At 73.2% G+C, this 14,562-nt stretch carries 10 protein-coding genes; 3 read left to right on the top strand and 7 right to left on the bottom strand.

The features are described 5' to 3' along the window. Positions 1 to 57: 57 nt before the first annotated feature. The 7 genes from OO62_RS01975 to OO62_RS02005 form a co-directional block, all read right to left on the bottom strand. Positions 58 to 3,126, bottom strand: coding sequence for a non-ribosomal peptide synthetase (locus OO62_RS01975; RefSeq protein WP_051732528.1), 3,069 nt, complete (start codon positions 3,124 to 3,126; stop codon positions 58 to 60). A gap of 549 nt (positions 3,127 to 3,675) precedes the next feature. After that, positions 3,676 to 4,953: a cytochrome P450 gene (locus OO62_RS01980; RefSeq protein WP_228332587.1), complete on the bottom strand. Its 1,278-nt coding sequence runs from the start codon at positions 4,951 to 4,953 to the stop codon at positions 3,676 to 3,678. Next, entirely contained in the window at positions 4,950 to 5,570 is a 621-nt protein-coding gene (locus OO62_RS01985) for a GTP-binding protein (RefSeq protein ID WP_033265367.1), read from the bottom strand. Before OO62_RS01985 ends, OO62_RS01980 begins: the two co-directional genes overlap by 4 nt. Then, positions 5,551 to 5,904: a DUF742 domain-containing protein gene (locus tag OO62_RS01990; RefSeq protein WP_033265368.1), complete on the bottom strand. Its 354-nt coding sequence runs from the start codon at positions 5,902 to 5,904 to the stop codon at positions 5,551 to 5,553. Before OO62_RS01990 ends, OO62_RS01985 begins: the two co-directional genes overlap by 20 nt. After that, complete coding sequence (locus OO62_RS01995) at positions 5,901 to 6,305, bottom strand: roadblock/LC7 domain-containing protein (protein ID WP_228332586.1); 405 nt, start codon at positions 6,303 to 6,305, stop codon at positions 5,901 to 5,903. Before OO62_RS01995 ends, OO62_RS01990 begins: the two co-directional genes overlap by 4 nt. 3 nt (positions 6,306 to 6,308) lie before the next feature. Continuing rightward, positions 6,309 to 7,871 (bottom strand): sensor histidine kinase, encoded by a 1,563-nt coding sequence (locus tag OO62_RS02000; protein WP_410177141.1) that lies wholly within the window; start codon positions 7,869 to 7,871, stop codon positions 6,309 to 6,311. Between the two features lie 291 nt (positions 7,872 to 8,162). After that, the gene (locus OO62_RS02005; protein ID WP_033265369.1) at positions 8,163 to 9,440 is read right to left on the bottom strand and encodes a PAS domain-containing protein; all 1,278 of its coding nucleotides are present in this window, start codon (positions 9,438 to 9,440) and stop codon (positions 8,163 to 8,165) included. Positions 9,441 to 9,757: 317 nt separating this feature from the next. Here OO62_RS02005 and OO62_RS02010 point away from each other — a divergent pair, with 317 nt between their 5' ends. From OO62_RS02010 to OO62_RS02020, 3 genes are read left to right on the top strand one after another with little or no spacing between them, the layout of a single operon-like run. Further along, the gene (locus OO62_RS02010) at positions 9,758 to 11,131 is read left to right on the top strand and encodes an ATP-grasp domain-containing protein (RefSeq protein WP_033265370.1); all 1,374 of its coding nucleotides are present in this window, start codon (positions 9,758 to 9,760) and stop codon (positions 11,129 to 11,131) included. Next, positions 11,128 to 13,152 (top strand): PEP/pyruvate-binding domain-containing protein, encoded by a 2,025-nt coding sequence (locus OO62_RS02015; protein ID WP_033265371.1) that lies wholly within the window; start codon positions 11,128 to 11,130, stop codon positions 13,150 to 13,152. Before OO62_RS02010 ends, OO62_RS02015 begins: the two co-directional genes overlap by 4 nt. Further along, positions 13,149 to 14,543 (top strand): MFS transporter, encoded by a 1,395-nt coding sequence (locus tag OO62_RS02020; RefSeq protein WP_077194170.1) that lies wholly within the window; start codon positions 13,149 to 13,151, stop codon positions 14,541 to 14,543. The genes OO62_RS02015 and OO62_RS02020 overlap by 4 nt, the downstream gene beginning before the upstream one ends. Positions 14,544 to 14,562: the final 19 nt, after the last annotated feature.

Consider the following 14,562-nt stretch of genomic DNA (forward strand, 5'->3'; position numbering starts at 1 on the left):
ACCGGCCGTTCCTGCCAGGGACCGGTCCCGGACGCCAGGGGCGGACGGTGACGGGGGTCAGTCGCGGCCGAGGAGCAGGCCGGCGCGCTTGAGGCAGGTGACGTAGCCGTCCAGCAGGGCGTCGTCCACCGGCGGGCAGGACGTACGCCACGACGGCCAGACCTGGTCGGTGCGGGTGCGCCGCACCTCGGGGAAGACCGTGTCGAAGTACATCTCCTTGACGGTGAAGTCGGCCTGGTTGGCCGGGGTGAGGAAGAGCGGGGTGAACGGGGCGATCGGCGACGTGGGGTGGGCGTGCACATGGCCGACGAGCGCGTCGGTCCACTCCTGGTAGCTCACCTCGTCGATGCGGTGTCCGGCGGACCGCATGCGCGCGACCATGTCGCCGAGCACGGCCGGCCGGGGGTTGGTCAGGTGGACCACACCGCCCAGGTGCGGGAGGTGCGTGGCGATCCCGACGATCGCGTCGGTGACGGCGTCCACCGGAACCAGGTCGAGCGGCAGCGGGACCGCCGGTGCCACGCCCATCCTGACGATCGCGTCGAAGACCGCGCAGATGGCGCTGGAGGTGTTCCACGCGCCGGTCCGGCTGTGGCCGGTGATCTCGTAGGGGCGGTGGACGGTGACCGGCAGCCCGGCGTCGGCGGCGTGGCCCAGCATGCGCTCGGCCACCCACTTCGTCTCCGGGTAGCCCATGCTGAGCAGTTCGGGATGGCTGAGCGGGGTGCTCTCGTCGACGTGCCGTACGCCGCCGACACCGCTTCCGGCGAGTACGGCCGTGGTCGAGACGTAGTGCAGCGGGACACGGCGCGGGCCGGCGAGCCCGATGAGCGTCCGGACGGCCTCCACGTTCGCCTCCCGCAACTGGCGGTAGGGGTAGAGGAAGTTGACGTGCGCCGCGTTGTGCAGGATCAGGTCGACGGTCCTCGCCAGCCGGTCGAACGTGGCTCGGGGCATGCCCAGTCCGGGGCGGGCCAGTTCGGCGGGGACCGGGCGGACGCGGCCGGGTTCGGTGAGCCGGAGGCCGTAGCGGGCCATCGCCTCGTGGATCCGCCGCATCGCCCCGGCCCGGTCGGTCGCGCGTACCGGGCAGTGCACGGTGGCGTCGGTGTCCCTCAGCAGCCTTTCGAGCAGGAAGGCCCCGACGAATCCGGTCGCCCCGGTGAGCAGGATGTGGCGCGGGGCGGTCGGCCGTGGCGCGGCGGCCCGGCTCACGGGCGGGAGCGGCGCCGGCCGGGCGTCCGCCTCGAAGTCCGGCGCCGTACGGTCCTCCGGAACGGCCGGCGCGCAGCGGGTCGCCGCGCGGAACGCGGCGAGCGTGGGGGCGACGAGCAGGCCCTGGAGCAGCGGCGTGAAGCGTCCGGCGGGGAGGCCGAGGGCAGCCAGGGCCCGGGTGACCGCGTGGGCAGCGAGCAGGGAGTTGCCGCCCGCGGCGAAGAAGTCGGTGGCGTCGGACACCGGCCCGCCGAGCACGTCGGCCCAGATGTCCGCGAGGGCGTCGCCGGGCCGGTGGGCGGTGCCCTGCCCGGCGGTGCCCGCGGAGGCGCCGGACTCCGCCAGTGCGCGCAGCGCCGCATGGTCCGTCTTGCCGTTGGCCGTGAGGGGCAGCCGGTCCAGGACGGCGATGGGGGCGGGCAGCGCGTGCGCGGGCAGCCGGCCCGCGAGGTGGCCGCGCAGCTCCGCGGGGTCGGGCGCGGCGGCGGGGTCCGCCGGGGTGACGAAGGCGCAGATCGCCTTCCCTATCCCGTCGTTGCTCCTGACGAGCACCGCGGCCTCGGCGACACCGGGGTGGCCGCGCAACAGGCTTTCCACCGCCTCCAGTTCGATGCGAAAGCCGCGGATCTTGACCTGCCGGTCGGTCCGGCCGAGGAATTCCAGCAGGCCGTCGGGGCGGCGGCGCCCCAGGTCGCCGCTGCGGTAGAAGCGGAGCGCCTCGCCCGCGGCGGTCTTCCGGGTGACGAAGGCCCGGGCGGTTTCGGCGGGCCGGTCGAGGTACTCCCGTGCCAGGCCCGCCCCGCCTATGTAGATCTCGCCCTCCTCGCCGGTGGCGGCCGGGCTGCCGTCGGCCCGCAGCAGCAGGCAGCTGCTCTCCGCCACCGGCCGTCCTATGGGGATGGCGGAGGCGCCCCGTGGCACGTGGTCCACGTCGTGGGCGGTGACCATGATGCCGCCCTCGGTCGGCCCGTAGCCGTTGATGAGGTGGCGCGGACGTCCGGCCGCGCACACCGCCGCCGTCAGGTCCGGGTCCATCGCCTCACCGCCGATCAGCACCATGTCCAGGGCCCCGAAGACGCCGGGGTGACTGCGGACGGCGTGGTGGAACAGGCTGGTGGTCAGGAACGCGTGGGTGATGCGCTGCGTACGGAGCAGCGACCGCAGCCGGTCCGGGTCGAGCAGCGCCTCGCGGTCGGCGACGACCAGGCATCCGCCGTTGATCAGGGTGGCCCAGGTCTCGAAGAGGGAGCCGTCGAAGGAGAGCCCGAAGGTCTGCAGGACGCGCTTGCCCGGGCCGGCGCACCAGGGCTTCGCCCCGGCCGCGAGCCGGGTCACCGCGCGGTGCGGGAAGACCACCGGCTTGGGGCGCCCGGTGGTGCCGGAGGTGAACAGGATGTACGCGCTGTCGTCGGCGCCGCGCTCGGTGTGGGCCGGGCTGCCGTCGAAAGGGCCCGGGTCCGCCGCCATCAAGGCGTCGAACGCGGCCCATTCGACCTGCCCGCTGCCCTCGGGCACCACCGCGCGGTGTCCCGGCAGGACCACGGCCAGGCGCACCCGGGCGTCCGCGAGCATCTCGGCCGCCCGGGCCGAGGGGTGGTGGGCGTCCACGGGGACGCACACCGCGCCAGCCTTCAGGATGCCGGCCATGGTGACCGTCGCCTCCCAGGACCGCACTCCCAGGACGGCGACGGCCTCCCCTCTGCGTATGCCGCGGTCGCGCAACGCCCTTGCCACGGACTGCGACCAGTCGTCGAGTTCCCGGTAGCAGTAACTGCGGTGCCCGTCCTGGACGGCCGGGCTCATCGGGGTACGAGCCGTCCGGCGGGCGAGCAGGCCGGGGAGCGAAGTGCCCGGCGGGGCGGAGACGGCGGGGAGGTTCCAGGAGTCGGCGACGGGCGTGCTGGTGTTCATCAGGGCTCCACACGGGGGAAGGGGGTGAGGCGGACGGGCAGCAGAGCGCCGGGGTGCGGCCCTTGGGGCACCGGAGGCGTGCTGGCAGGCGCGTCGGGGGATCCGCCGGGGGCGGGGCCTGGCCGGGAGCCGGTTGGGGGGTTCGGCTCTGCTCCGGGCCGGCGACAGGGGTCAGCGCACTCTTGCGCGACACCGTCGGGGCCGGCGTACGGGACCGTCGGCGCGGCGCGCCGCGTCCGCGGTCCCTAACCCGGGAGGAGGCGTCGAGGGCGACACCGGAACGTGCTCGCAGGCGGGGTCCAGGTGCTCTTCGTCCGACAAGGGCACGTGATGCCTTCCTCTACGGGAGCCGCGGCGAGCTGTCCTTGCTCACACGCCCCATTGCTGCTCCCCCGCATCACTGCCCACGTCAGCATCACTTTAAGACAGGGCCGACGCCCTGCCGTGGCTCCGTGCTGTCGTCTTGGTCACGGTCCGCCGGTCCTCCGGCGGGTGCCGGCCCGCCCGTGTGGACTCCGGGCCGGCACCTGGGGCCGTGAGACGTGGTGCCTACGGGCGGGCCGGGGTGAACTGCACCGGCAGCGCGACGAGGTGGCGGTACATCAGCGAGGTGGACCACTGAAGTTCCGACTCCGGAACCGCCAGTTGGAGGTCGGGGAGCCGGGTGAGCAGGGTGTCGACGGCCGTGTCGGCGATCGCCCGGCCGATGTGCTGGCCCGGGCACTCGTGCGGACCGCCGCTGAACGCCAGATGGGAGCGGTTGCCGTGGACGGGCGCGGACAGATCGGGCCGGATCGCGGGATCCGCGTTGGCCGCCCGCAGTCCGAGCAGCAGCATGTCCCCCGCCCTGATGGCCTGTTCGCCGAGCCGGGTGTCGCTGGTGGCCCACCGGCCCAGCAGCGTCATCATCGGCGGCTCGTCCCACATGACCTGCTCCAGCGCGTCGGGCAGGGTCATGTGGCCGCCGGTGAGGTGCGCCCGGAAGCGCGGGTCGGTGAGCACCGTGCGCAGCGCGTTCGCGATGAGGTTGACCGTCGTCTCGTTCGCCGCGGTGAGGATGAGCCGGAGGTGTTCACGGACCTCGTCGTCGCTGAGCCCGGCCGGGTGGTCGATCAGCTTGGACGGGAAGTCGTGGCCCGGGTGGGCGCGCTTGCGCTCGACCAGTTGCTGGAGGGTCTCGGTGAGGTAGGCGTTGCTGGCGACCGCGGTCTCGGTGCCGTTGAGCACGTCCTCGACGGCGGCGGTCAGGCTCGGCCCGTACTCGTCCGGCATGCCGAAGAGCTGGGTCATCACGCGCAGCGGGAGCCGCGCGGCGAACTGGCTCACCAGGTCGGCCCGGCCCGTCGCGGCGAACTCGTCGACCAGTTGGTCGGTGAAGCGGGTGACGTGGCGCCGGATGCCGCGGGATTCGAAGCGCCCGAGGCTGTCGGTGACCGCGCCGCGCAGCCGCTTGTGGTCCTCGCCGTCGACGAAGACGCACAGCGGCTGCCAGGTGGTGATCGGCGCGAGCGGGTGGTCGGCCGGCACCCGGCCTTCGGCCATGTCCCGCCAGTGGCGTGAGTCGCGGGAGAAGACGCTCGGGGTGCGCAGGATCTCCAGGTTCTCGCGGTGGCCGAGGACCAGCCAGGCCGGGAGGTCGCCGTGGACGAGGACCGGGGCGACGGGGCCGTACTCCGCGCGCAGCTTCTCGTACACGCCGACGAGGTCGGCCTGCACCCCGGCGTCGTGCAGCCGGTAGAGGGCATCGGTGCCGCGGCCGTGGGCCGGGCACCCCGGCGGCGGAGTCAGCTGGTCGGTGCCGAGGTGGTCGGAGTGGTTGACGGTCACGAGGGCTCCGGGGTCTGGATGACGTCGCGCAGATAGCGCATCAGGGTGATCAGGACGTCCCGGCTCGACGCCCGCTGACGGGCGTCACACACCACGATCGGCACCTGCTCGGGCAGGTCCAGTGCGCTGCGCAGTTCCTCGGTGGGGTACGAGGAGGCATCGGGGAAGGCGTTGACGGCGATCACGAAGGGCACGTCGGCCTCTTCCAGCCGGCCGATCACGTCGAAGCTGACTTCCAGACGCCGGGTGTCGACCAGGACGATGGCGCCGAGGGCGCCTTCGAAGAGGCCGTTCCACAGGAACCAGAACCGTTGCTGTCCGGGCGTCCCGAACAGGTAGAGCACCAGCTCCTCGTTCAGGCTGATCCGGCCGAAGTCCATGGCCACCGTGGTCGCCGTCTTGCGCTCCACGCCGGAGACGTCGTCGACGTCGGTACTGGCCTCGGTCATCGTCTCCTCGGTGGTGAGCGGCCTGATCTCACTCACCGAGCGGACGAGTGTGGTCTTGCCGACGCCGAACCCGCCGACGATCACGATCTTGACGGCAGAGGAGGCGGAGGACGGCAACTGGTCCTCGCGCGCCGGCTCCATGACCGTGTCAGAGCTTCTGGAGACCATCGATAACCGCCTCTATCAGTGCTATGTCGGGGAGGTTGGCGGCCGGCGCGCGGGCCTCCACCCGCCCGTCGGCCAGGAGATCGGTGAGCAGTACGCCGATCACACTCGCGGGCAGCGCTAAATGCGCCGAGATCTCGGCCACGGACAGCGGCGACCGGCAGACCCGGAGGATGGCGGCGTGCTCGGGCTGCATGCCCGGTTGCGAGTCCTCCAGGGAGACGATCAGTGTGACCAGGTCGAGTTCGGCCTGTTCCTCCGCCCCGGCGCGACCCCCGGTGATCACGTACAACCGCTCAGGACCACCCTTGTCCCAGTCCTGGTCGGATTCGCTCACGCCGTCCGCCCGTCGGCGCGCGGCGGGCTGGTGAGGTGGGCGCCGATCCGGGCCACCAGGTCGCGCATGCAGGAGCCGACCAGCCCCGCGTCCACACCCTCGTCGGCGAGCACCGCCAGGTGGGCACCGGCACCGGCGGCCATCAGGTACATGAATCCGCCGCTGACCTCGATGACGACCATCCGCATCCGGCCGTCGCTCTGCGGGAATTCGGAGGCGACCGCTCCGGAAAGGCTCTGCAGGCCGGAGCCGATGGCGGCGATCCGGTCGGCGGTGTCCGGGCTGGTGTCGTAGCGGGCCATGCACAGGCCGTCCGACGACAACACCACGATGTGACGGGTCTGGGGGACGCTCTCCGCGAGGTCCTTGAGCATCCAGTCCATGTCCGCGCGCTGATACATCGGTTACTCACCCTTGTCTGACGTGTCGTTGCTGGTCCGGGCGGGTGCCGACGGCGGCCTCTCACCGGAGAGGCCACTGTGCAGCTCGGCCATCCAGACGCCGGGCGCCGGTTCCTCGTGTGCGACCGCCGCCGGGCCCGGTCCGGTGGGGAACGTCGTGCGGGCCGTCTTGCGGGCCGGGTCCGGGGCGCGCCGCCGCCGCTGCGGCAGCCCGCTGGCGGTGACCTCGGGGGCGACGGACTGCTCCTCGGTGCGGTCCGTACGGGACACCGCGAACGCACCGGTGTCCTCGGTGACGGCCCGCGCGGCGGCACGCTCCCGCGGCGCCGGGGCGGCGGTCGACGGGGCGGGCCGCGCGGAGCGACGGGTTTCCGGCCGCGGGCCGGAGGCGGCGCCGATGCCGTGCGCCAGGCCGGGAGCGGGGGCAGTGGTGATCGAGCCCTTCGGCACGGTCAGCACCGCGCGCACGCCTCCGTAGGCCGAGGGCGGCAGCGACACCTGGAAGTCGTAGGCGCGCGCCAGCCGGCCGACCACGGCGAGGCCCAGACGGGGCGACTCACCGAGGTCCTTGAGGTCGATACCGGCCCGGGCCTCGGTCAGCATCCGCTCGGCGCGGGCCCGGGCCTCCTCGCTGAGGCCGATGCCGCCGTCCTCGATCTCGATGGCGATGCCCATGTGCACCTCCACCGCCGTCAGATGGACGCGGGTCTTGGGCGGCGAGTAGCGCGTGGCGTTGTCCAGCAGCTCGGCGAGCGCGTGGATGAGGGGCTCGACGGCGGGTCCGACGACGGCGACCTCGGCGACCGAGTGCAGTTCCACGCGCTGGTAGTCGAGGATCCGGGACATGGCGCCGCGCAGCACGCTGTAGAGGGGCACCGGCTTGCTCCACTGGCGGCCCGGCCGCGCGCCACTGAGGACGGCGATGCTGTCCGCGAGCCGGCCGATGAGGGCCGTGCCGTGGTCGAGCCGGAGCAGGTCGGCGAAGAACGCCGGCTCCTGGCCGTGCCGGTCCTCCATGGCGCGCAGGTCCGTCGCCTGCTGGTGCACGAGGGCCTGGACGCGGCGGGCGACGTTGACCACACCGCGCTGCGCGGAGTCGCGCATGGTCTCCTCGGCCTGGACGGCCTCGACCACGGACCGCAGCAGGGCCTCGTGCGCCGCGCGGAACTGGGGGCTGAGTCCATTGTCCGTGGCGGCCAGTGACAGCAGCACGTCCTCGGCGAACTCGCCCTCCTGGAGCTTGCCGACCGCCGCCGGAAGCTGCTGCTCGGCCAGTCGGACGGTGGCCGCTTCCTGCTGCTGGAGATGCGACAGGAGCAGTGCCTCGCGCTCGGCGGAGACGGCACGGAGTTCAGCCAGCGCGCGGCCGCGCCGTGCGGCGGCGGCCGACACCAAGGCGATGATCCCGGTGGCGACCACGCCGCACCAGACGACCGCGCCGGTGGCGGCGGCCGGCACCAGTACGGCGGTGACCGCCGTTGCCACGGCCGCCGCGGCAGGGGGTGCCGACCACGCCGCGGCAAAGCCGGAATGTGCGCTTCCGGGCGACGACGCAGTACCAACCATCAGCATCCTCAATCATGGGGGGCTACGGAAGCACGGTGGGATGCGGCACGGCAGGAACGACAGTGTCGGGCTTACCTCACCCACTCAAGGCGGCAACAAAGCCATGAGCTGAATTGCGTCGGAATCGCAACTCCGACGCGCTCAACTGGTTGCACTATAGCCAGAATTGATCACCAGTCGTAATTGCACAGGGTGTGCTGTCCGGAGGCTGAGACGGGCATCACACGTGTCGCTGCGCGCTTTTGTCGCTCCGTCACCCATGCTGCCGCGCGCACCGTCGCACGGCGGCCGTCAGGTGGCGCTGTGCGGATGGCCGGCGGTCGCCGAACGCGGCGGCCAGGTCTGGGGCGCGAGGATGCCCAGGACGTAGGCGCGCGCGACCAGGGCGCAGCGGGTCGGGGCGTCCAGCAGGTCCCGCAGACGGCTGAGGTGGTAGTCGACGGTCTGCCGCGACAGGTGCAGCGAGGCGGCGATCTCGCCGTTGCTGCGGCCGGCGGCCAGCAGGGACAGGATCCGGACCTGACTGGCCGTCAGCGGGGGATGCGCGTCGTGGGCGAGGCTCTGGTGAGTGATCACCGCCCAGACGCTCTCGACGCGCGACGGGCCGCGGCCCACGGGCGTGAGGTGCAGCCGGACCCGACGCTGCCGGCCGCGGCCGTCGACGAGGACGGCGGAGGTCTGGATCCGCCGGCTGCGGCGGGCTATCAGGTCCTGCCAGCTCCGCCGGAGCCCGGCCAGCTCCGGGACGGGCGCGAGCAGGGTGTGCCCCCTACGGCCGACGAGGTCCGAGAGGCGGGTCTGCAGCAGCTCGGCAGCCGCCGCGCCGGCCTGCAGGACCCGCCCGCCCACGGAAAGCAGGGCGCAGGGCAGCCCGCTGTGGTCGCGCAGCGCGCACAGGCTCTCCTCGGCCTCCCGCCGCTGGTCGAGCGCGCGGGTGTAGTCGCTGATGTCGAGGTAGATCCCCGCCACGCACATCTCGGTGCCCTCGCGGACCGGGAAGCGGTGGCCGGCCGCGTACCCGCTGGTGCCGTCCGCGCGGTGATACGTGAGGGTGTGCCGCACCGGCCTGCCGCGGCCGAGAACGTCCTGGTCCAGGGCGAGGACCTGCGCGGCGTCGGCGGGGGCGTCGACCTCGTGCACATGCTTGCCGATGACGTGCTCCGGGGTGGTGCCGTACAGGTGCGCGTAGGCGTGGTTCGCCCACAGGTAGCGGCCGCCGGCGTCCCGGATGAAGGCCGCGGCGGGGGCGAGGTCGGCGAAGGCGTCGTAGCGGCGGGGACCGGACGGGGCCGGGCCGACCTCCACCGCCACCCCGCGCATGCGGTCCTGCCGGGGCGGGTCGAGGGGCCAGTTCACCTCGAAGACCCGGCCGTCGAACGCCTGCCAGTGCCGCTTCCCGTCGCCGGCCGGGGCGGGCAGCTCCCGGCAGACGGTATCGAGGAAGCGCTGAGCGGTCCGGGTGTCGTCGAAGGCGCCCCCGCCGCTGTCGATCACCCGTAACTCATGGTCGGCCTCCCACCAGGACACCGGAAGGTGTTGCAGCAGCGATTTCAGACCGGTCTCGTCCACGACGGCCCCTCTGTGGTGAAGAGTTCAACGGATGCGCGGCGCTCGCCACCGCCATGCGTATCCCCCGCCACTTCGGCGTATGCCCGGTTCTCGGCCGATCCGGCGGAGCCGGCCGTCGTCCCATACGGCATCACGGAACCTTCACCGGCGGACCGACGAACTCCACAACTCTGGCATTTGCCTGAGCGCCCGGCGTCCGCGGTGGCAAACCGGGGGTCGCCCGGCTGGTTCTCTGGAAGGAGGCGCCCGGACACCGGGGGCGGGCGTCAACAGCCTTTCGCCAGACCTTCCTTCATCTGCAGAGGAGTCGAATTCCAGTGAGCACGGTGCTGTTTGTGCATGCCAAGGGCGGGCCGCCCTTGGGGTATGCCCTGTCACGGGTCGCCGCGCGGTCGGCAGTGCACCTGCTGGCGCTCAGCACGCTGCCGCCCGCCGTCGCCGCTTCCGCCGGGCGCGCCTGCGAGTCCGTGACGACCGCCGCCGGGCCGGAGCGCGGCGATCTGGTGTCCCTGATCGTCTCCCGGGCCCGGGAGGTCGGCGCCGACGCGGTGGTCACCTTCTCCGAGTACGCCGTCGTCGCGGTCGCCGAGGCGTCCGAGAAGCTCGGCCTCCCCGGCGCCGGCAGCAACTGCGCGCTGGCCCGCGACAAGCGGCTGATGCGCCGCGTCTGGAGTGAACGGGGCATCTCCCAGCCCCGGTTCCGCCCGGTCGCCGACGAGCGGGAGCTGCGCGACGCGGCCGCCGCGCTGCGCCTCCCCCTGCTGCTCAAGGCCGCCTGGAGCGCCGGCTCCACCGCCCACCGGATCATCCGCTCCGCCGACGAGGTGCCGGCGGCCTGGCAGCGAGCGGGCGAGGTGATGGCCGAATCCGCCGAACTGGGCTACGCCGAGCTGCACGTGGCCGACGCGGGGGCCGACTTCCTGGTCGAGGAGATCGTGCCGGGCACCGCGGAGGGCTGGTTCGACCAGCCGGGCTGGGGCGACTACGTCAGCGTCGAGGGCGTCGTCGCCGACGGCGTCTTCCACCCGGTCTGCCTCAGTGGCCGGATGCCGACGGTGGAGCCGTTCACCGAACGCGCCGGCATCACCCCCGCCGCGCTGCCCGCCGACGACCAGCGGCGCGTGGTGGCCCTCGCGCGCGAGGCGGTCGACGCGCTGGGCCTGGCGAACTGCGGTACGCACACCGAGATCAAGCTCGGTGCCGACGGCCGGATGTGGGTGATCGAGACCGCCGCCCGGTTCGGCGGGGCGATGACCGTCCCGCAGATCGAGGAGGTCTTCGGTCTGGACCTCATCGGCATGCTCGTCGACCATCTGCTGGGGCGCCCGGTGACCTGGCCCGAGGAGGCCCGTACCCCCGAGGAGGCGCGCGGCGCGGCGGGCTCCTTCGTCGTGCTGGCCGTGGACGGCGCCGGTGACGCCTGGCCGGACCGGCGGCGCTGGGACTTCCCGGCCGTACGGGACGCCGTGCCGCTCAGCCCCGGCAGCCGGCTGTCGGTCGTGGCCGAGAACTCGCTGCCCGACGGGGCGCCGGTCCCGGTGTACGACCCCGCCGCCGGCGCCAACACGATGGCGGCGCTGTGCCTGCTGTCCGCCGACGCGCCCGAAACCGTTCTGCACGACTTCCGCACCCTGGTGGACGCCCTCCCGCGCGTCCTCCCCCAGGACGACCCCATGGAGGCGCGCTCATGAGCACCGTGACCACCGCGGCCCAACCGTCCGCCGGGCCGCGCCCCGTCTGCGACCGTACGACGGTCGGCGAGCACCTCTCCCTGCCCCTCTTCCGCGCCCTCTCCGGCACGCTGGCCGGCCACCCGTACCTCAAGGTCGTGGTGGACCGCGCCGAGCACACCTGGCACCTGCTCGACACCGCCGTCCACCCCTTCCACGTCGACTACATCGCCACCCGCGTGCTCGGCATGGAACTGGCAGAACTCGACTCCTGCCTGGACTCCTTCAACGCCTCGGTCTACACGGACCCCGAGCGCCGGTTTCTGCTCGGTGTGCTCTCCCTGCACACCGACGAGGACCCCGAAGGACGGGAGCGGCCCTTCCTCGTCCTGGAGACGACCGAGGCCGACACCATGACCGGCCCGCTGCTGGAGGAGTTCTACACCTTCGTCCGCCACCGGCTCGACGGGCGGCTGCCGCTGCTGCTGAAGCCGGCGAACCACGGACAGGAACACGAACTCGCCGCGATCAGCGACGTCCGGGTGCCGCGGATCCTCAGCCACGAGCTCTTCGGCAACCGCACCCGGACCCCGCTCAACCCGGGCGAGGCGGTCGGCCGGCTGCGCCACTTCCGGACCGGCGAGGAGTACGCGGCCGCCGCCGGCACGCTCGGCTGGTCCGACATCGTCGCCATGCCGTGCCTGCCGGACGACGTACCGCGGGTCGCCGGCTTCATCAACACGGCGCCCACCACCCCGCTCTCGCACACCAACGTCCTCGCCTCCGGCTGGGGCATACCCAACGCGATCGTCCGCGACCTGGAGCGGATCGTCGCGGCGGACGGCCTGGACGGCGCCTGGGTCCGCTACACGGTGCACGACGACGACATCACCCTCGAACGGCTCGCCCAGGCGCCGACGTCCGAGGCCCCCGTCTGGCACCAGCACCGGATCCGGCTGCGCACCCCGCTGCTGGTGGACGTACCGGCGCTGCCGCTGCACCGGCTGCGCCGCACCGACCAGGACCGCTACGGCACCAAGGCGGCCAACCTCGGGGAGCTGCACCACGTCCTCGACAGCCACACCGTCGACCTGACCGCGTTCCACGGCCACCCGCGGCCGCCGCGCGTGGACCTCTACCCCCATCTCGCGGCCCGGCTGGGCGTACCGCCCGCCACCCGGGGAGCGGAACTCCGCGCCGCCGCCCGCGACTTCACCCGCAGCACGGTCTCCGCCCCCGACGGCATCGCCCTCCCCTTCGCCCTGCAGCACCGCTTCCTGATCTCCTCCCCCGCCGTGCAACAGGGCATCGGCAAGCTGAAGATGGCCCTGGAGCTCGACGCCGTCGACGCGGTGGACCCGCTCTGTCTGCAGTTGCAGCAGCTGATCCGGCAGGCCCCGATGCCCGACGAGGTGATCCGCAGCATCACCGGGGCGCTGCCCGGCGGCGCGGCCGCCGCCGGCCGTCTCGTGGTGCGGTCCTCCTCCAACGCCGAGGACCTGCCCGGGTTCTCCGCGGCCGGGGTGTACGACTCGATCACCACGGTGCACGGCACCGAGGAGCTGCTCGACGCGGTACGCCAGGTGTGGGCGTCCCTGCTGTCGGCGCGCAGCGTCCGGCTGCGCCACCAGGCGGGCATCTCGCTCGACGACACCTACATGGGCGTGATCATCCAGCGCTACCAGCCCGCGGACCTCGGCGGCGTCCTGGTGACCTGCAACCCGACCCGGCGGGTGGACTTCCGCAACGTCTACCTCAACTGCTCCCCCGGCTCACCCGAAACCGTCGTCGACGGCACCGCGCTGCCGCTCCAGTACCTCTACAACACCGTGGAGGGCGGCGGCCGCACCGTCGCGCTGGGCTCGTCCGCCGAGGACCTGCCGGCCGGCACCCGGCAGCGGCTGGCGCAGCTGGCCCTGACCGGGCGGCTGCTGCAGTCCCACTTCAGCGACACCGACGTGGACCAGCCGCTGGACATCGAATGGCTGATGACCGATCAGGGCGCCTTCCACCTGGTCCAGATCCGCCCCTACGCACGGTGAGCGGCCGGCTGACCGGTGGCGGCACCGCCCGCGCGCCCCGTACGAAGGGCGCGCCGCTGACCCCGCGGGCCCGCCGCATCATCCGGCTGAACAACGGCTTCCAGCTGCTGTTCAACCTGTTGTGGTGGATGCCGGTGTTCTACGCCTACCAGCGGCAGGCGGGGCTGTCCGACGGCGAGATCTTCGGCATCCAGAGCATCTACTACCTCGCGTTCTGCCTCTTCGAGATCCCCACCGGCCTGGTGGCCGACCGCATCGGCACCCGCAACTGCCTGCGGGCCGGGGCGGTCGTGATGACCGTGGCGAACCTCGCCCCGGTCTTCACCCCCAGCTACACCGGCTTCCTCGTCCACTTCCTGCTCATCGCCGCCGGCCGCTCGCTGACCTCCGGCGCGGCCAGTGCCTACCTCTACGACGGCCTGCGGGCCGAGGGCGCGGACGCCCACTATCTGAAGGCCGAGGGCCAGGCCCGCGCGCTGGGCCTGGCCGCGAAGGTGATCTGCTGGCCGTTGCTGGGCCCGCTCATGGCCCTGGCGCACCCCGCCCCGTACGTGCTGAGCGCCGCGAGCGCGGGCGGCTCCTTCCTCTGTGCCCTCCTGCTGCCGCGCCAGGTGGCGCACCGGCCCGCCGGAAGCGGCTCCACCGGAGCGGGCCGGCGCGGGCCCGGGTTCCTGCGCGAGGCGGTCGCCGCGGTGCGCTGCGTGTGCACCACGCCGTGGCTCGCGCTGGTCGTGGTGCAGGGCGTCGCCGTGTTCACCCTCTCCCGCATCTGCCAGGTCAACCTGTTCCAGCCGGTGCTGCTGGACCACGGCATCGGCGAGGGCTCGCACGGCAGTGTGCTCGCCGCCATGACCGTTGCCGAGGCGGTGGCGTCGGCCCGGCCGCAGTGGCTCAGCACGCGGCTCTCCCCGGTCGCCTGGGTGTCGCTGCTCAGCCTGGCGCTGGCGGCGGCCCTGGCGGGCATCACGCTCGGCGGGCCCTGGACGGTCATCGCGCTGCTGTGTCTGTTCGCCGCCGTCACCGGCTTCGCCTATCCGCTCCAGCGCAAGCTGGTGAACGACGCCGTGCCGGCGGGCGCCCCGCGCGCCACCCTGCTGTCCGTCGAGAGCATCGTCGACCGGGGGGTGTGCGCGCTGGCGGCCGTCGCCGCGGGTGCCTACCTCTCGGCGGGCCGCCTGGACACCCTGCTGTGGCACAGCGCGCTGGCCACCGCCGTCCTGCTGACCGTCCTGCACCTGCTGCTGCGCCGGCACCGTGGCGCCGCCGGGCGGCGGCCGCCGTCCCGCGGGGCCCCTGGACCGCTCCCCGAGGACACCCTGCCCCCGGCCCCCTGCGCGGAAGCGCTGCCGGCCCCGCCACCGGCCCCGGCCGGCACGACAGGAAGGGCATGAGTCCCGCGGTCATACTGGA

This window comes from Streptomyces lydicus (assembly GCF_000717345.1).
Taxonomy (GTDB): domain Bacteria; phylum Actinomycetota; class Actinomycetes; order Streptomycetales; family Streptomycetaceae; genus Streptomyces; species Streptomyces lydicus.

Coding starts and splice junctions, on each gene's coding strand:
- OO62_RS02015 (WP_033265371.1), top strand. CDS start 11,128: ATGAGCACCGTGACCACCGCGGCCCAACCGTCCGCCGGGCCGCGCCCC.
- OO62_RS01975 (WP_051732528.1), bottom strand. CDS start 3,126: ATGAACACCAGCACGCCCGTCGCCGACTCCTGGAACCTCCCCGCCGTC.
- OO62_RS02000 (WP_410177141.1), bottom strand. CDS start 7,871: ATGGTTGGTACTGCGTCGTCGCCCGGAAGCGCACATTCCGGCTTTGCC.
- OO62_RS01985 (WP_033265367.1), bottom strand. CDS start 5,570: ATGGTCTCCAGAAGCTCTGACACGGTCATGGAGCCGGCGCGCGAGGAC.
- OO62_RS01995 (WP_228332586.1), bottom strand. CDS start 6,305: ATGTATCAGCGCGCGGACATGGACTGGATGCTCAAGGACCTCGCGGAG.